The organism is Pseudoxanthomonas suwonensis 11-1 (genome assembly GCF_000185965.1).
Taxonomy (GTDB): Bacteria; Pseudomonadota; Gammaproteobacteria; order Xanthomonadales; family Xanthomonadaceae; genus Pseudoxanthomonas; species Pseudoxanthomonas suwonensis_A.
In genome coordinates, this window is the sequence record NC_014924.1 from 955,358 (window position 1) to 972,909 (window position 17,552).

Consider the following 17,552-nt stretch of genomic DNA (forward strand, 5'->3'; position numbering starts at 1 on the left):
GCCCACCATGGCCGTCATCCGCGCCAATCGCGAATCGATCGATGACCGTTTCAATGTCCTGGGATTCACGGTGCGCTCCGAGCTGCCGCTGTTCGAGATCGCCCTGGCCAGCGAACCGGAGCTGCTGCATCCCTCGCAGCGCGGGCGGCGCACGCCGGGCAACTTCTTCACCAGCCGGCTGATGCGGGTGCAGCCTTCGCCGCACGGCGAGGCGGTCTACCTGGTGCCGCCGGACGTGGTGGCGCGCTTCGTCGGACAGCAGCGCCTGTACTTCGGCCTGGCCACCTACCGCGACGGCGACCGCAGCACCCCGGTATCGCTGCGCCTGCCCGACCGCGGTTCGCTTTATGTAAGCCTGGCCGGGCTCACCGGCCGCGGCCTGCGCCGCACCGTGCGCGGCCACGCCGGCAACGGCTACGGCGGCTCCGGCGCGGAGCTGGGCTGGGGCGGCGACAACCTGGACGCGACGCCGGCGCCCGGCGAGGAGCCCGCACGACGCGCCACCAACGGCAGCGGCGCCACGGCGGACAGCGGCTACAGCGACGGCTATTCCGACGAGCTGTGGAACGCGCCACCCGCGCAGCCGGAACCGGCTGCAGCCGCCGCACCGCAGCCGCCCGCATCCGAGTCCGCTCCCGCTCCCGCGCCCACCGCCCAGGGCCTGGCGGCGCGGCAGCGTGCCGGTGCCCGCGCGTTGCTGGTCGAGCCCTACTACCAACCCGAGGACTGGTGGGAGGCGCTGACCACCCAGATCGCCCATTTCGCCCGCGGCGCGATGTGGTTCCTCGGCGTGGCCGACACCACCCGGCCGCCGTACTCGGCGATCTGCCAGGTGCGGGTCCCCGACGGCAGCGAAGAAGGCAGTCACCACGGCACGGCGTTCTTCATCGCCCCGCGCCTGCTGCTGACCGCCGCGCACGTGGTCGACGGGCAGGCCGAACTGATCATCGTCCCCGGCAAGAACGGTGCCGGCACCGGCGCGGCCAGCGAGCCGTTCGGCCGCTTCCGCGCCAGCGTGTTCCGCAAGCATCCGCGTTACGGCAGCGACGGCCATGGCAACGACATGGCCCTGATCCAGGTCCCCGCCGCCAACGCCGCCGCCGCGCCCAACTACTTCGGCCTGGTCGAGGAGCTCAACCAGAGCCGCCCGGAAGGCGTGGTGGTCAGCGGCTACGCGGCCTGGTGGCATGCGGTCAGCGCGATCGAGCACTTCGTCAACGCCAACATCGACGAGAACCGCCAGCACGCCCACGGCGGCCATATCCGCGAACTGGTCGGCGAAGGCACCTTCACCTACGACCTGCAGACCCTGGCCGGGACCAGCGGTTCGCCGGTGTACTGGATCGAATCGGGCCAGCATCCGGTCGCGCACCTGGTCGGCGTGCACGTGGCCGCCAACGACAACCGCACCAACGCCGGCTGCCGCATCACCCAGGAGAAGCTGGCCTGGATCCGCTCGGTAGCCGCCGAGTGGGGCCAGGCCCTCGGTTTCGCGCTTGGTGCCGGCGGCGGCAGTCGCGCCGCGCGGGCGCTCGGCGCCGACGGCCATGACGACGGCGCCTACGACATCGGCGGCCCGATTCCAGATGCGCCCGCGGCCGCCGCGCAGGACTGGCGCGCGGCGCGCGGACTGTCCCTGTCCGCGCCTGAGTATCCGCAGGCCAGCCGCTTCGAGCCGGCGCACCCGGGCAACTACCGCAGCGTGCCAGGCAGCCGCAGCATCGAGCGCATCGTCATCCATATCACCGACGGCGGGCCCAACATCGCCGGCCCGGTGTCCTGGTTCAAGAATCCCGACGCCAGGGTCAGCGCGCACTACATCGTCGGCCAGGACGGCGAGGTGGTGCAGATGGTCGCGCACAAGGACGTGGCCTGGCATGCCGGCTCGGCCAACTCGAGCAGCATCGGCATCGAGCACGTGGCCAATACCCGCGGCCTGCTGCCGACGCCGCAGCAGCTGGCCGCCTCGGCGGCACTGGTGGGCTGGCTGTGCCAGCAGTACGGCATCCCCGTCGACCGCGACCACATCCTCGGCCACGCCGAGGCCGACACCCGCACCACCCATCGCGGCTGCCCCAACGCCGTGTGGGACTGGGACTACTACATGGGGCTGGTCACCTCGCGCAGCTCGTACATGCCCACCGCGCAGGGGCTGCGCAGCCATGCGCGCGCGCTGGAGGTGATCCAGCCCTACTACGATCCCAGCGATCCGCATCGCGCGCTGGCCTGCACCGCCGACGCGATGAGCCGCGAGTTCGAGGAGTGGTTCGTCGGCATCGACGATACCCGCCGGTTCCCGCACTCGGCGATCTGCATGCTGGAGATAACCGGCAACGACGGCTACCTGTACCGCGGCACCGGCTTCTACATCGGCCGCAACCGCATCCTCACGTGCGCCCATAACCTGGACGACTGCAGCCAGGTGAAGATCTCGCCGGGGTTGAACGGCGCCGGCAATGCGCCCTTCGGCAGCGCCACCGTGCCGGCATCGTCGTGGCGGATCGCGCCGGGGTACGCCGGCACCGGCGACTGGGCCAACGACCTGGCGGTGATCGAAAACGTGCCGATCGCCGCGCCGCACGGCCTGTGGTTCGAGTTCCTGCAGGCGACGCCGGCCGGCTCGATGCGCCTGGCCGTCTGCGGATATTCCTCCCAGTCCGACGCCATCCCCGGGCTGACCGACCTGATCGACAGCCACAAGCAGCACCTGCATGGTGGCACTGGCGCCTACCAGGCTTCGCTGGAAACCATCGACTACCCGATCCTCTCCCTGCGCGGCGCCAGCGGCTCGCCGGTCTACGCGGTCAGCAACGAGGGCGGGACCCTCAAGGCCAAGGTCTGCGCGGTCCACGTCAGCGGGCAGCCGGCGGATACCGACAACGTCAACCGCGGCTGCTTCATCACCCCGCGCAAGATCGACTGGATCGAGGGGCGCGCCAGCAGCTTCGCCCTCGGCGCACCGTCGCGCGCGCTGCAGGCGTTCTCGGTGCACTGGACCGACGTGCCGATGAACTACCAGAGCAGCCCGATGTCGTGCTGGGCGGCGGCGGCCTCGATGGTGGCCGGCTGGCGCGACCAGGCGAGCATCCCCGACAGCGAAATCGCGGCCAAGGTGCCGGTGTTCGATGCCTTCAACCGCGGCCTCTACGGCCACGAGCGCGGCTACCTCGCCGATGCCTGGAACCTGTACGCCGAACCGCCGGCCTCGTACACGGTCGATGCCTGGCGGCAGATGCTGGAGGCCAAGGGGCCGCTGTATATCGCGCAGATATCCGCGGCCGGGGCGAGCAGCGGCCACGTGCGGGTGTTGGTGGGCATGGACAGCGACGGCGCGCCGGATGGCTCCGGAACCACCATGTACCTGCACGATCCGGCCCTGGGGCCGATCAGGCAGTCCTTCGCCGAGTTCGTGGCACTGTACGAAGAGCGCGTCGTGACCGGCGGCGAGCATTACCAGATGCAGGTCCTGCATTCCGGCGGTGCCGCAGGGCGTCGCCCGGGTTCGGCCGCGGCCTTCGCCCTGGGCGTGCACAGCCGCGCGCAGGAGAACGACGGGCCCTCCGACTATCCGGTCCACCTGATTCCGCAGCCGGACAAGAATGCCTGCTGGGCTGCCTCCATGGCGATGCTGCTGTCGTACCGGCGTTCGCAGTCGATCGCGCCGGAGACCATCGTCCAGGAAGTCGGCGGCAGCCTCGCCACCAGCTACGGCTGGGATCTGCTCGAGGCGGTGAAGTCACGCTACGGCTTCCGTACCATCGAGATGCCCTCCAACGCCAGCCTCTACCACGCGCCGCGGCAATGGGCGCAGTGGCTGCAGGCGCATGGGCCGTTGTGGGTGGTGATCGTCGGCGCGCCGCATGCGGTGGTGGTGGCCGGCATCCGCGGCAACCTCGACGACCCGGGAGCGACCCAGGTCAAGGTGCTCAATCCCTGGGACGTGCGGGTGGCGTTCGACCAGGACCCGATCGCGTTCAACCCGCCGAACAACGGCTACGAGGACTGGATCGACTTTTCCGAGTTCGCCTCCGACTTCGGGGAGATGGCCGAGTCCGACTACGGCAACTGGCGCGTGCTGCATCTGCCTGCGGCCAGTGCTGGCGCGCAGTCGCTGTCGGCGCGCGGCGGCCTGCGCCTGGCCGCGCCACCGCCGCGGGTGGTGGTGGCGCTGGAGACGCAGGTGGGCGAGCGGCGCGAGCCGATCGAGCCCAGCCGCGTGGCCGGCACGACGATGGCGCGCGTGGTCGGCGAGGCCGGCGCCTGCCGCTGGCGCCTGGATCAGCTCGAAGGCATGAAGGCGCCGGCGACGCTGCTGCCGGGCCTGTCCCCGGCCACCCCGGGCGATACCCGGATCGCGCTCGACGACTGGCCGGCGTTCGAAGCTTCGCCGACGCCGTTGCCCCTGACCGTCGAGTTCCGCCACGACGGCGCCGCTGTCGGCGACGTGCGTGTCACCGCCGGCAGCCCGGCCAACCTCGCCTATGGCGTGGAAGTCGCGGCCCGGATCGAGGACTGCGCCGACGCCGACGGCGTGGCCCGGCTGCGGGTGCGGATCGACTACCGCTTCCACGGACTGGCCCAGGGCAACCCGGATGCGACGGTCGAGCTGGCGCTGCGCGGCGACGGCCGCTACGAGCGCGAGAACGGCTGGCGCAACGTCGAGCAGCTGACCTCGGCGGCCTGAGGAGAGCACCGTGACCGGGCAGCCGCGCAACGGCAGGATCTTCCCGTCCCGGACCGGGACGGCGCTGTCGCGCGCGCAGGCCGGCACCGACCCGGCCGCGCCGGCCGCCGCGGCCAAGCCGCAGGCCACCGAGACCATCGCCCGCCGCGCCGGCGCGATGGTCAACGAGATCGACTTCCCCGGCTTCGTCTCCCAGCTCGTGCACGGCACCTTCGACGCGATCGTGGATGCCTCGATCCGGCAGATGGAGAGCTATTCCAGCCTGGTGTCGGCGGTGGCCAAGACGGTGGACCAGTTCACCGAGGAGAACGTCACCTACAACCAGGCCCGCGACTGGCTGGCCGGGCGCTATCCGGGCGACGTGGCGATCAGGCTGCCCGAGTCCGGCGGGACCGAGCCGCAGCTGGTCCCGCGCAGCGAGGACGCCAGCCCGGTATGGCTGGCCGACTACGGCCTTGAAGGCGAGACCCTGACCCCGGAACTGCTCGAGCAGCAGGTGCTGCCGCAGGTGCGAAGCCGGGTCGGCGCCGAGCGCCAGCAGCTGCTGGCGACCATGGTCCTGCTCGGCCTCAACCGGGTCGCGGTGCGCGACGGCAGCATCAGCGCCAAGGTGATGTTCCGTGCCGCCGCCAGCGACGCGGCCGCGGTGCAGTACGCCACCAGCACCGATCCGCAGGCCATCGCCAACTGGGGTGAGCGCGGCAGCCTGAGCCAGGGCGCGCGCAGCACCACCATGGTCTCCACCGTGGCGGTCAACGCCCAGAACGAATCCACCGTGCGCGCCGACTTGTTCGGCGAGGTCAAGCTCAACTTCGTCAGCGAGACCCTGCCTCTGGACCGGCTCGCCGACGCCGCCAAGATCGCCCTGGTCCAGCAGCACTCGCCGGCGGTGCGTCCGGCCGTGCCGGCACCTGCACCCACGCCGGCATCCGCACCGGCACCCGCGCCTGCCGCGTCGCTGCCGCCCGCCGGCGGGGGAGGTGGCTGATGTTCCGTGAACTGTCGCAGCTGCTGGACGAACTGCACGACGGCCTGGTCGCGATCCAGGCACGCGAGGGCATGCAGCTGTCCGGCGTGGAGATGACCCTGCCGGTCGAACTGCGCCCGGTGCTGCGCGATGGAGGCTGCGTGCTGCTGGCCGAGTTCCCGCGCAGCAGCGGGGTCGATGCCTGGACCCCGCTGCCCTCGCGCCTGGTCTTGGCCTGGAGCCAGGACGGCGCCGCCGCCACGGAGGCCACGCCATGAGCGCGCAGATGCCGCCGCTGCTGCAGGACGCGGGCGTGCCCTTCGACCTGTTCATCCAGTCCCTGACCGAGCAGCTGGACAAGGCCCAGGCCGCGATGGCGATCAAGGCGCGGCTGGGCAAGCTGCCGCTGACCTTCGCGGTCAAGGAGGTCTCGCTGGACCTGCGCGCGTTCGTGCAGTTGCTGGACGAGGACGTGTACGTCCGTCCTGCGGGGCCCGGAGAGAGCGAGGCGAGCAGCATCCGCCTGCAGCTGACCACGATCACCAAACCGATGATCGAGGAGAACGCGGTGGACTTCAGCGCCGAGGATCCGAAGTTCAGCCTGCGCGAAGCGCTGGGCGACCAGATCAACGAGGACGAGCGGCGCTCGCTGGAGCGGATCGGCGTGCGCACCGTGCAGCAGCTCAACGAGCTGAAGAAGCAGGCCGGCACCGACGTGATCGCGCGCCTGTCGCGGATGCCGGTGTCCCGCCTGCAGCAGGCGCTGATGCGTGCCGCCGCGCCGCGGGTCACCCGGGTCGAGAACGCCGCCGACGGCCGCGACCAGGGCCGCGTGCACCTCAGCGCGCCGGGCCTGCGTCCGGGCCTGCTGCCGCTGGTGCGCGCCGCCGGCGTGGCGGTGCCGGTGGTCGCGGTGGAGGAGGACGGCGTGGTCCTGGCGCCACTGGCGACCCAGCTCGGCTGCGAGGCCGAGGTGGACTTCGGCGACGGCCAGGTCGCGCGCGTGGAACTGCGCGAAGGGCGCATCGGCCAATGGAGCGCGCCATGAACGCGACGTATGCCCGCGGCCTGCTGCCCGACGCCGTGCGCGGGCGCCTGCTGCTGACCCTGCGCCTGGGCGAGATGCCGGCGCACATCCCCGGCTGGCGCGCCTGCACCCACCACGGCACGCCCATGGCCGAGCGCATCGACGGCGGCGTCATCGACCGCCTGCTGCGCCACCACGGCGGCGCCGTGCGCGCGGTGCGGCTGCACAGTGCCCGCACCCCGCGCGCCGAACACGCGGTGGCCGGAGCCTACCGTTTCGACGAGGTCGAGCAGATCAGCGGAGTGGCCCGGGTGCTGCGCATCCAGGTGCGCGAGCCGGAAGGCGTGCCGGCCCTGCTGCGCGCGCTGGCCGAGCTGCCGATGGTCGAGCGCGTGGGCGCCAGTCGGCTGTGCTGCCTGCCATTCGCGTCGGCGCTGGACCGCGACGACGCCGCATCGCGTCCGGTGGTGCCGGACGAAGCCGCACGCGCGGCCGATGCATGGGTGCGTGCCAGTACCCGCATCGATGAAGCGCTGGCGCTGGAAGCTGGCGATCCCGCGGTGGTGGTCGGCCTGGCCGACACCGGCGTCGCGCTGGCGCACGCCGAACTAGAGCGTCGCCTGCGCGCCGGCTTCGACAGCGTGGACCTGGACCCGCAGGCGGTGGGCGGGCTGCAGCTGGTCGGCGACTTCCGCCGCGCCGGCAACCACCCGCAGGACGAGGTTGGGCACGGCAGCGGCTGCGCCGGGATCATCGCCGCGCGCGGCGAGGGCATCGCCATCGGCGCCGCCGGTGCCTGCGGCCTGACCCCGGTGAGGGTGCTCGGCGCGGCGCTGTCCGGCGGCAAGCGGGTCGGCATCGGTGCGCTGGACAACATCGATGCCGGCATGAAGCGCCTGATCGACCTCGGGGTGAAGGTGATCAACATGAGTTTCGGCACGCCGGAGTCGATGCTCGCCGGCGACGCGCCGCTGCCGCACGAGGAGATCGTGCGCTACGCGCTGGCGCGCGGGGTGATCCTGGTCGCGGCCAGCGGCAATTCCGGACTGGCCGAGAAGTACTACCCGGCCGCGCACCCCGGAGTGATCGCGGTCGGCGCGGTCGAGCCGGACCTGCGTCCAGCCGCCTTCAGCACCCGCGGCGCCCACGTGGCCCTGTGCGCGCCCGGCCGCGACATCCTCACCTGCGACCTGTCCGGGTACCAGCGCGCCACCGGCACCAGCTTCGCCGCGCCGCACGTGGCCGCGGTCTGCGCGCTGCTGGCCTCGCGCGCGCTGCGCCGGGCCTGGCCGCTCGACGGCGCTCAGGTGCGCCGGATCCTGGTCGAGAGCGCGCGGCCGTTCCCGGTGGACGGCGTGACCGGTTGCGGTGCCGGCTGCCTGGACGCGGCCGCGGCGCTGCGCCGGCTCGACGAGATCGTCGACCGCGAGCAGGACGAAGACGACCGGGAACCGCTTCCCGACGGCGTTCCACCGGCGCTGGCCGCCTGAGCGCACGCCCCGCGTCCGCACCAGGCAACCGCGCCAATCCGCAAGCAAGGAGAAACGCAATGGCGACTCGACCCACCCCAAAGCCCCGCAAACGGTCGGGCGCCTCGTCTTTCCCGGGCGCCCCGATGAAGAAACGCAACGGCGGGGGCGCCGCGCCCGGCGCCGCCCGCTTCGACCGCCCCGGAGCCACCTACCAGGCAGGAACCACCATGAACCGAATCCTCCTCGTCGACCTCGGCGAACGCGAACTCAAGGAGCGCCAGCGGTTGCGGGCGCGCAAGCAGGTCCTGGAGACCATGCTCGAGAACTCCCCGACCACCGGCGGCATCTCGGTGTCCCAGCACGACGAGCTGGTGGAGATCACCCGCACCCTGGAAAGCGACGTCGTCGCCGACCCGTTCTACCGCAAGGTCGCCTCGACCGTGACCCAGCGCCCGTGGGAGCGGCTGGCCGGCGTGGCCGAGGACGATGACGACGACGAGCGCACCCGGCCGCGCCATTCGAAGACCGACTACGTGCACATGTACGGCCTGATCGGCTCGCAGCGCACGCCCAACATCATCCGCGGGCTGGGTCCGAACGAGCGCGAGATCGTCGGCATCTGCGGCCTGCTGCAGCTGGAGGGCAACACCGAGCCTGGCCGCCAGGGCTTCGTCAAGAAGATCAGCGCCGCCCAGGGCGAGTACCGCGAGTACCGCGAGCTGTTCGACGCCGCCTTCGAGTACCTGGACCAGAAGTACGCCGTGGCCCTGCGCTCGCAGGTCCAGGCACGGCTGGTCGACGCCGCCATCTACGGAGTGATCGACCGCGGCGACGGCAAGTCCGGCGAGCCCGCCCCCGCGCCCGGCGACCGCGTCGCCGTGCTCAGCGGCCGCAACGTCGCCGCGGTGGTGCGCAAGCTGGCCGGCGAGGGCGTCAGCGCCAACGATCCGTGGCTGGCCAGCCGCATCGAGAACGCCTACGAGATGCAGAGCGGCGCGGTCAACGGCGCGCCGCCGTCGTCGCTGGAGATCCCGCTGCCGGACCTGGAAGAAGCCACCGACGTCGAGATCGTGCGCGAGAACCTGGAGGCCGCCCAGGCGATCTACTTCGCCTACCAGCTGGAGGAGGCGCGCCTCCCGCAGGTGGTGGAGCGGATCGTCGAGCTGTTCCGCGCCGGCCTGCTGCCGCTGAGCTACGGCAAGACCGGCGACTACCTGTACGACTACTACAAGAAGTCGGCCGAGCGGATCACCGAGGGCGAGCGCCGCGACCTGTACATGCGCGCGTTCGGCGCCCCCGGCGGCGATCCCTCGCTCAACCAGCCCAACCGCGAGTTCGCCGACTTGTGGCTGCGCTTCATCTCCGCGGTCTCCGCGTTCGGGCGCCAGCTCAGCGTGGACCGCATGTTCCGCAGCCAGGTGCCGCTGTCGGTGTCGCAGGAGCAGGTGCGCAAGGCCGCGCGCGACCTGGCGGCGAGCCTGTCGCGCAACTGCTACGGCATCGCCTACCAGTTCTCCAAGGAACTGAAGACCCTGATCATCGAGTACCGCGACCTGCTCAGCGACCCGGAGATCCGCGGCGCGTTCGGCGCCCGCGACATGTGGCAGGTGATCGACCAGGTCAACGCCAACTACCTCGGCGGCGCCCGCAACAGCCACCGCTACCGCACCCAGGCCCGCGCCGGGGCGGTGGTCATCGCCTGGCTGGCGCGCAACCACCAGCGCCTGACCAACCGCTTCGACGAGGTCATCCACACCGGCGCGCTGACCAACCCGCAGCTGCGCGGCAGCGAGCGGCCGATGGAAGACCCCACCGACTGGGACCTGCTGCAAGCCTGCGAGCAGTGGCTGGCTGTGGGCGGCGTGCAGGACAACCGGATCGAGGAGTACGCGCAACCGGTGGAGTCGCCGACCATCACCAGCAAGCCGATCGAGATGCCGCAGATCGCCCGCGACATCCTCGACTCGGCCGGCATCGGCCTGCCCAGCTTCTGAGCGCCCGCGCGCACCGCGGCCCCACGGAGAACGAAGATGCGCAACCAAGGCACACGCGCCCAGCCGATGAAGCACCTGGTGGAGCGCTCGCTGCACTCCGCGGCGCGGGCACTGGGCACCCGCGACCCGCTGCCCTACGTCGGCGACCTGATCGAACGCACGTTCTACCTGCCCGACGACGACGTGTCGTACGCGCGCAACGCGCTCACCCCCGGCGCGGTGCCGTACGAGCCCTCGTTCTCGGAGGCCGAGCCGAACACGCTGCGCTTCACCATCGAGCCGCTGGGCCCGGGCGCCTCGCCGGTGTCGCGGCGCGACGAGGCCACCCGCGAGATGCGGCGGCTGGTGCAGCCGGTGTTCGGTCGCGACGCGCTGAGCTGGTTCGACAGCCGCAGCGAGGAGTGGCGCGGCTTCGGCGGGCTGAGCTGGATGAACTTCGGCGCCTGGTTCGGCAGCGCCTTCGACGGAGACGGGCTGTACGCGGCCAAGATCTACTACGAGCTGCTACCCAGCCAGATCGACGCGCTCTCGCCCGGGCTGGCCCGGCTGACCCGCATGGTGATGGCGGAGATGCCGACGCTGATGCCGATCTTCACCTCGATCGGCTGCAAGCGCGACACTGGCAGCCAGCGGGTGACCTTCCTGCACCGCGGCCCGCTGCAGGTCAGTGCGCTCGGCCCGCTGATGAACCGGCTGGGCATCGGCCACCAGCTGCCGAGCCTGATGCGGATCGTCGGCGTGGCCCTGGGCGGGCGCTTCGAGTTGCCGCCGGGCGGGGTGCTGGTCGGCATCCGCGAGACGCCCGACGGGGTGGAGCTGAAGCTGGAGATCCTGCTGGCGGCCATCCCCGACCTGCCGTCGCGCTTCCTGGACCTGATCAAGCTCGGCCTGGCCGAGCGCCCGCGCCAGCTGCTGGCGCTCACCCGCTGGCTGGACGCCTTCGGCGTGGACGAGGCCGGCGAGCAGGGCCACTTCTCGGTGCTCAGCATCCGGGTCACGCCCTCCAGCCAGGCCCGGATCAGCCTATACGTGCGCCCGATCGAGTTCGAGATGCGGGAAGCCATCGAGGAAGCCCAGGCCCTGCAGTAACGCCCGCGCGGCGCCTGCCGCCGCCGTGGCGCCGAATCCCCCGCCGCGCACGCGCGCGGCCTACGAGCCGGAGTGAGCGGTCATGCCCTCGATCTTCCCCAACCGGACCCGCCCGGCGCCACCGCCGGCCAGCAGCGAGACCCTCGCCGTCGCCCGCCAGGAGGTGCGCAAGCTGCTGGAGAGCAGCGACGCGTTCGCGCAGCTGCCGCCGGACAAGCGCGAGACCCTGGCCAAGGGCATGGTCCAGATCGCCAGCTACCTGGCCGAACCGGACGGCGTGCGCCTCAAGCGCAACCAGGTCAGCCCGCAGGTGCGGGCGCTGGCCGGCGACGAGGACGGCGGGCCGCTGCCGATGCAGGACCAGCCCGAGTTCGGCCAGGCCCTGCGCACCGGCGTGGAGCAGGCCGGCGCGCTGATGAACGCGGTCAACTTCCCGTCCTTCGTCAGCGGCCTGATCGACGGCGTGTTCCACTCCATCGTGACTTCGTCGATCCAGCAGATGGAGGCCTACGCCAAGCTCGTGGCCGACGTGTCCAAGAGCCTCAACCAGTTCCGCGACGAGAACACCACCCAGAACCAGGGCCGCGACTACCTGGTCGAGACCTTCCCGGACCTGTTCGAGCTGCAGCTCGGCGGCGGCGACGCGTTCGGCGATTTCGGCGACTTCGGCGGCGGCGCGCCCGCCGGCCCGCGCGTGGCCCTGCGCCAGGACGCCGACACGAAGACCGCGCTGGCCCGGATCAACCAGACCCTGCCGCTGGAGCAGCCGCTGACCCGGCTCGACGACGAGGTGGTCGAGGCGCTGCTGGTGCCCGCGGCGCGCACCACGATCGCTTCCGGCCGCCAGCAGCTGCTGGCGACCATCGTCATGCTCGGCATCAACCGCATCGTGGTCACCGACGGCAAGATCTCGGCCAAGGTGATGTACGACTTCCAGGCCCGCGACAACAGCCGCTACCGCTACAGCGCCACCCAGTTCGACCACGAGAAGGACATCTACGGCAACGTGCAGAAAACCCGCAGCGGCGAGGGCTCGCACGAGAGCAGCACCGAGCAGGGCAGCGCGGTGCGCGACCAGAACGGCAACATCGTGCGCGGCGGCCCCAGCTACGGCTTCGCCAACGGCCGCTTCTACGGCCGCGGCGGCGGCCCCGCCTACGAGGGCGGGACCTCCTACTCCAAGGGCGACTACAAGTACGACGAGAAGCCGATCATCAAGATGATGAGCACCTCCGGCCTGCAGAACGATTCCTCGCTGCAGGCCCGGGCCAGCCTGGCAGGCCAGGTCGAGGTGAACTTCAAGAGCGACTACCTGCCCCTGGAGAAGATGGCCAACCCCGAGGCGATCGCCGCGATCCAGATGAACGCCCAGCCGGGCATGGTCAGGAACCTGGCCGCGCGCCCGCTGCCCAACGCGGCCGGCGCCGCGCCGGCCACCGGCAGCGGCACTGCGCCGGCGGCCACCACGCCCGCGCCCGCACCCGCCGCCTGACGCCCGCCGCCGCTCCCGGAGCCCGCCATGCCTGCCGCCCTCGCCAACCGTGCCTCGCCCGCCAACGCGCCCGCCTGGCTGGACGACGAGACCCTGGCCGTGGTGCGGCCGCAGGTGCGCCAGCTGCTGCAGTCCTCCGAAGGCTTCCGCGCGCTGCCGGCGGCACAGCAGCAGGAGATCGCGCGCACCATGGTGCGGGTAGCCTCGTACATGGCCAACCCGCAGGGCCTGGCCAGGCAGGAGCTCACCCCGGGCCAGGGCGTGCTGGCCAAGGACGGCAACGACGCCACGTCCGCGCCGGCGCGCGCGCTTTCCGGCGAGGTCGACCAAGCCAAGCGCAAGGCCTCGGAGAAGATCGGCACCTTCGCCGGCAGCGACTTCGAGGCCGGCTCGGTCAAGCAGGGCGCCGGCAACTTCAAGGCGTTCGTCGGCGCGGTGGACTTCCCCCAGTTCGTCGGCGGCCTGATCCAGAACGTGTTCCAGGCCATCGTCGATGCCTCGATCCAGCAGATGGAGGCCTATGCGGACCTGCTCAAGGCGGTGGCGCAGACCGTGGACCAGTTCGCCGCCGACAACATCAGCATGAACAACGCGCGCGACTGGCTGGTGCAGCGCTTCCCCGAGGACCTGGAGCTGGGCGAGTCGGAGGAGGGCGGCGAGCCGCGCGTGCGTGCGCGCGAGAAGTCCGACGGCGAGGCCAGCGCGCTGGGCCCCAGCCGCGAGCTGCAGATGGCCCAGCCGGTGGACGACCTGTCCGACGAGGAACAGGAGGCGCGCCTGGTCACCGCCGCGCGCATGCAGATGGCGCGCAGCCGCCAGCAGATGCTGGCCTCGATGGTGATGCTGGGCATCAACCGCATCGTGGTCACCGACGGCCTGATCAACGCCAAGGTGGTGTTCAACTTCCGCGCCAGCGACGACGCCAGGCGCGAGGCCAAGGCCTCGCTGTACGACCGCGACACCAGCTACAACCGCAACACCACCGTGGCCGGCGCGCACTTCGGCTGGGGCGGCGCCGCCACCGCCAACACCAACGTGCAGACCCACATGACCACGGTGCAGTCCTCGGTGGACGAGAACTCCGCCTCCAGCCAGGAGATGAAGGCCAAGCTCACCGGCGAGGTGCGGGTGAACTTCAAGTCCGACTACTTCCCGATGGAGAAGCTGGCCTCGCCGGGCATGATCGCCAGCATCCAGGGCAACGCCACCCCGTTCGACCCGAACGTCCGGCCCGAACAGCGCGGCAGCGGCACCGCGGCCCGCACCGAGACCGCGGCCTGAGCACCGCCATGCGCCTTGCCGCTCCGCCCCTCCCGATACGGGTACCGCCAGCGCGACGCGACGCCGCCCTGCTGCTGGCCCTGGAGCTTGCGCTGGCGACCGTGCAGGCGCCGGCCTATGCGCGGGCCGTGGCGGGCATCGACTTCGACCTGCCCGACGCCGCGCCGGCGCCGGAGGACCGTACCCGCCTGGAAGCGGCCGCGCCGCTGTACTTCGCCAGCGCTCTGGAGCGCGCCGGCCTGCTGCCCACCGCCGAGCTGGTCGCCGGCCTGTTCGCCAGCGGCACCATCACCCAGCCGCTGGGCCCGGCCGAGCGCCTGCTGCACGATTTCTGGCGCCGCCGCCGAGAGCGCCTGTCGGCCGGCGAGCGCGAGGCGGTGTACGCGCGCGTGGTCTGCGATCCGCAGTTCGAGCCGATGATGCGCGCCCTGTGCGAGGCGATCGGCGCCCAGGCCGGGCCGCTGCCGCCCGGCGCCAGCGGCCTGCGCGAGCAGGTCGCGCTGGCCACCCATGCGCAGGCCATGGCCGCCTTCCTCGCCCAGCGGGTGGACCCGATGGCGGTGATGGCCGCGCGCGAGATCGTCGGCGACATCAACGCCGCCCTGGCCTTCATGCGCGACCGCCGGCTGCAGGCCGCGTTCGCGGTCAACGACCTGTGGCGACTGGTCGAGCTGGCCGGCAGCAAGGCCGGAATCCCCACCGGCAGCGCGCTGCAGCATGTCGAGCGCGGCCGCAGCGGCCAGGGCGTGCTGCTGTGGCTGGCCGCGCATCCGGGCGGAGCGGCGCTGGCGCTGGATCCGGCCGCGCCGCAGGACGTGGAGGTGATGGTGGCCGCGCAGCGCTGGCTGGCCTCGGTGCCGGCCGGCGCGCCGCGTGCGCCGCTGTATCCGCAGCCGGCCCTGCCGCTGGTGGCCTGACATGGCCGCCCTGGGCGTCGCGCCGCGTTCCGCGCATCCGGCGCAGGCGCCGGTGGAGCCGCCGCCGCCCTGGATCCGGATGGCGGTGCGCGACGTGCTGGAACGCTCGCCCGGTTTCCGCGACATGCCGCCCGGCCAGCGCCGCGCCCTGGCCCAGGCCATGGTCAGGGTCTCCACCCTGGCCGCCGAGCTGATCGCCGAGGAAGGCCAGGCCGAAGGCGAGATCGAGCGTCGCGCACCGGCGCGGCCCGCGCCGCCGCTGGCCACCGCGCAGTCGGCGCAGCCGCAGTTCGGCGAGGCCGCCAGGCGCATCGCCGGCACCACCCGCGAGGTGCTCAACGCGGTGTCCTTCCCGCGCTTCGTCACCGACCTGATCAACGGCGTGTTCAAGGCCATGCTTGACGCCAACTCGCAGCAGATGCACCAGTACGTGCAGCTGCTCAACGCGGTGTCGGCCTCGGCCGAGGGCTTCGAGCGCACCCAGTTCGGCCTGCACCAGGTGCGGCAATGGGTGGCCGACCACTTCCCCGAGTCGATCGAGTACGACGCCCCCGACCCGGAGGACATGCCCGGCCCGGACAAGCCGATGGACGCCGACGAACTGGCCGACCTGCAGGAGGAGCTGGCCAATATCAAGCTGCGCCTGCGCGGCGGCGGCATGCCGGCCGAGGAGGAGATCCGCGCCACCCTCGGCATCCCGCCGGAGGAAGCGGTATCGGCCAGCAACCCCGAGCAGCTGGTGCCGCTGGCGCGCCGCTACCTGGCCCGCCAGCGCCAGCAGCAGCTGGCGACCATGGTGATGCTGGGCATGCAGCGCATCGTGATCGACAGCGGCCGGATCAATGCCTCGATGCGTTTCCACATCGACACCCGCAGCGCCGCCAGCCAGGACACCGGCAGCGAGTTCGGCTTCATGAACCGGGTCAAGGGCTCGGGCAGCTTCGGCGCCGGTCCCTGGGGCGTCAGCGCCGAGGCCGAGAACACCATCAGCTACGTCTCCACCGAGCGCAACCAGCGCACCGAGGAGATCAACACCGACCTGGAGCTCAACTCTTCGGTCGAGCTCAACTTCCATACCGACTACCTGCCGCTCAACCAGATGGCCGCACAGGCCCAGGCCGACCGCATCCGCAACAACACCATCAATCCCGCCGCCGATATCCCCGATCCATCCGCGGCCCGCGCCGCGCGCCTGCAGGCCCAGCACGATTCCGAACGCGACCGCCGCTCTGGCCTCAACAGCGCCGCGGACAGCCTGCGCAGGTCGCTGCCCTCGCCGCCGCCGCCGGCGCCGCCCGCTCCGTCGGCCAGGACGCCAGCGCCGGGGGCGGGGGCGGACGCGGCGGGTGGTGGCGCAGGCATCGGCGGAGGCACGACCGGTGCGCGTGGCGCCGGAAGCGGAGGCGCAGGGAGTGCCGGGGGTGCGGCCGCGGGGGGTGGTTCGGGCAGCGGTGGCGGAGCCTCGGGTGGCGCTGCAGGAGCGGGCAGTTCCGGCGGTTCCGGTGGGGCCGCCGGCACAGGCGCTGGTGGCGCCGCAGGCAGTGGGGCGGGTGCCGGTGCAGGTGGAAGCGGAGGCGCAGCCGGCGCGGGAACTGCGAGCGGGGCAGGTGGTGCATCCGGCGGCGCGCGCGCGGGCGCCGGAGCGGGTTCCGGCGGCGCTGCAGGTGCGGGTAGCGCCACCGGCGGTGCGGCAGGCGCAGGTGGAGCTGCCGGATCAGGCGGGACAGGCAGCGGTGGGGCCGCGGGTGGGACGGCTGGCGCCGGTGGTTCCGCCGGGACAGGTGGCGCTGGGGGCACAGCCGGCGCGGGCGCTGGAGCAGGTGGCGGTGGTGGCGGCACCGGAGCAGGCGCCGGTATCGGCGCGGCCATCGGCGACGCGCTGCGGAACCTGTTCTGAAGGCCGGGGGCAGGCCGGCCTTGTCCCGGGCTTCCGAGGCCGCTCCAAGGCGCGGCTTGACCCAGGCGCCCGGCGTTTGCAAGAAAGCGTAAGCATTGACACCAGGGGCCCGGTCTTATGTCGCGGATTCGACTTGGCGTGACCAATATCTACATCAAGAGCTGCTTTGCGCTCCTGGCGGTTGCCCTGGCCTGCGCGACGCTGCTGTTCGCGCTGTGGCCAGTCGCCGATCCGGCCCGGGTCCTGCTGCCCCGGGGGATAAGGATCGGCCTCCTCGGCGGGGTGATCCTGTACGCCATCGGCAGGATTGCCCAGGTGGTGCGGGGCGCGCGCAGGCCTGAGCCTTCATCCGGGCCGGCACCGCCCCGCGGCCGGGATGCACCTTGCCAAGCTGGCGTTTGAGACTGCGGCGCCGCAGGAGGAAAGTGCAGCCTGGCCCCGGTTTTCTGGAGGTTCGCCATGGATTCCGACCTGGACGGCATGGGCCGCGAGCAGCTGGTCGCGGACGTGGTGCGGCTGCGCAACGCGATCCGCGCCCACCGCGACTGCTCCGGTCACGACCTGTGCTGGCACCACCCGCAGTTATGGAGCCTGTTGCCGGAGCAGTCCGCCGCCCAGCCGGTGGTGCCGGACTGGCCCGCCTTCCTACGCGGCTGCATCCGCTACCGGCAGTCGCTCGACGAACAGTTGCCGGATACGCCGCGCTCGGGCGAGGAGTACTAGCCGGCGAAA

The 17,552-nt window shown here is 72.0% G+C and carries 13 protein-coding genes; all 13 read left to right on the plus strand.

Translation table 11 applies throughout. The annotated features are described in order from the left end of the window. Nucleotides 1-7: 7 nt before the first annotated feature. The 13 genes from PSESU_RS15625 to PSESU_RS04330 all read left to right on the plus strand — a co-directional run bounded on the left by PSESU_RS15625 (nucleotide 8) and on the right by PSESU_RS04330 (nucleotide 17,543). Nucleotides 8-4,684 carry a papain-like cysteine protease family protein gene (locus PSESU_RS15625; RefSeq protein ID WP_013534541.1) on the plus strand — a complete coding sequence of 1,559 codons (4,677 nt, stop codon included), beginning with the start codon at nucleotides 8-10 and terminating at the stop codon, nucleotides 4,682-4,684. Between the two features lie 10 nt (nucleotides 4,685-4,694). Then, a complete protein-coding gene (locus PSESU_RS04280; protein WP_013534542.1) occupies nucleotides 4,695-5,672 on the plus strand; it encodes a hypothetical protein in 978 nt (325 codons plus the stop codon). After that, nucleotides 5,672-5,929 (plus strand): hypothetical protein, encoded by a 258-nt coding sequence (locus tag PSESU_RS04285; protein WP_013534543.1) that lies wholly within the window; start codon nucleotides 5,672-5,674, stop codon nucleotides 5,927-5,929. The genes PSESU_RS04280 and PSESU_RS04285 overlap by 1 nt, the downstream gene beginning before the upstream one ends. Beyond that, a complete protein-coding gene (locus PSESU_RS04290) occupies nucleotides 5,926-6,699 on the plus strand; it encodes a hypothetical protein (RefSeq protein WP_013534544.1) in 774 nt (257 codons plus the stop codon). Before PSESU_RS04285 ends, PSESU_RS04290 begins: the two co-directional genes overlap by 4 nt. Beyond that, nucleotides 6,696-8,168, plus strand: coding sequence for a S8 family peptidase (locus PSESU_RS04295; RefSeq protein ID WP_013534545.1), 1,473 nt, complete (start codon nucleotides 6,696-6,698; stop codon nucleotides 8,166-8,168). The genes PSESU_RS04290 and PSESU_RS04295 overlap by 4 nt, the downstream gene beginning before the upstream one ends. A 209-nt stretch (nucleotides 8,169-8,377) precedes the next feature. Continuing rightward, entirely contained in the window at nucleotides 8,378-10,144 is a 1,767-nt protein-coding gene (locus tag PSESU_RS15630; protein WP_155942716.1) for a hypothetical protein, read from the plus strand. Between the two features lie 36 nt (nucleotides 10,145-10,180). Further along, nucleotides 10,181-11,233 carry a hypothetical protein gene (locus PSESU_RS04305; RefSeq protein WP_013534547.1) on the plus strand — a complete coding sequence of 351 codons (1,053 nt, stop codon included), beginning with the start codon at nucleotides 10,181-10,183 and terminating at the stop codon, nucleotides 11,231-11,233. An 82-nt stretch (nucleotides 11,234-11,315) separates the two neighbouring features. Further along, complete coding sequence (locus tag PSESU_RS04310) at nucleotides 11,316-12,725, plus strand: hypothetical protein (RefSeq protein ID WP_013534548.1); 1,410 nt, start codon at nucleotides 11,316-11,318, stop codon at nucleotides 12,723-12,725. A gap of 27 nt (nucleotides 12,726-12,752) precedes the next feature. Next, nucleotides 12,753-14,006 (plus strand): hypothetical protein, encoded by a 1,254-nt coding sequence (locus PSESU_RS04315; RefSeq protein WP_013534549.1) that lies wholly within the window; start codon nucleotides 12,753-12,755, stop codon nucleotides 14,004-14,006. An 8-nt stretch (nucleotides 14,007-14,014) separates the two neighbouring features. Next, entirely contained in the window at nucleotides 14,015-14,923 is a 909-nt protein-coding gene (locus tag PSESU_RS04320) for a hypothetical protein (protein ID WP_013534550.1), read from the plus strand. Between the two features lies 1 nt (nucleotide 14,924). Next, on the plus strand, nucleotides 14,925-16,820 hold the full coding sequence (locus PSESU_RS04325) for a hypothetical protein (protein ID WP_013534551.1): 1,896 nt from the start codon (nucleotides 14,925-14,927) through the stop codon (nucleotides 16,818-16,820). Nucleotides 16,821-16,958: 138 nt separating this feature from the next. Further along, on the plus strand, nucleotides 16,959-17,222 hold the full coding sequence (locus PSESU_RS16105) for a hypothetical protein (protein WP_155942717.1): 264 nt from the start codon (nucleotides 16,959-16,961) through the stop codon (nucleotides 17,220-17,222). Between the two features lie 57 nt (nucleotides 17,223-17,279). Next, nucleotides 17,280-17,543: a hypothetical protein gene (locus PSESU_RS04330; RefSeq protein ID WP_013534552.1), complete on the plus strand. Its 264-nt coding sequence runs from the start codon at nucleotides 17,280-17,282 to the stop codon at nucleotides 17,541-17,543. The last annotated feature ends 9 nt before the right edge of the window (nucleotides 17,544-17,552 follow it).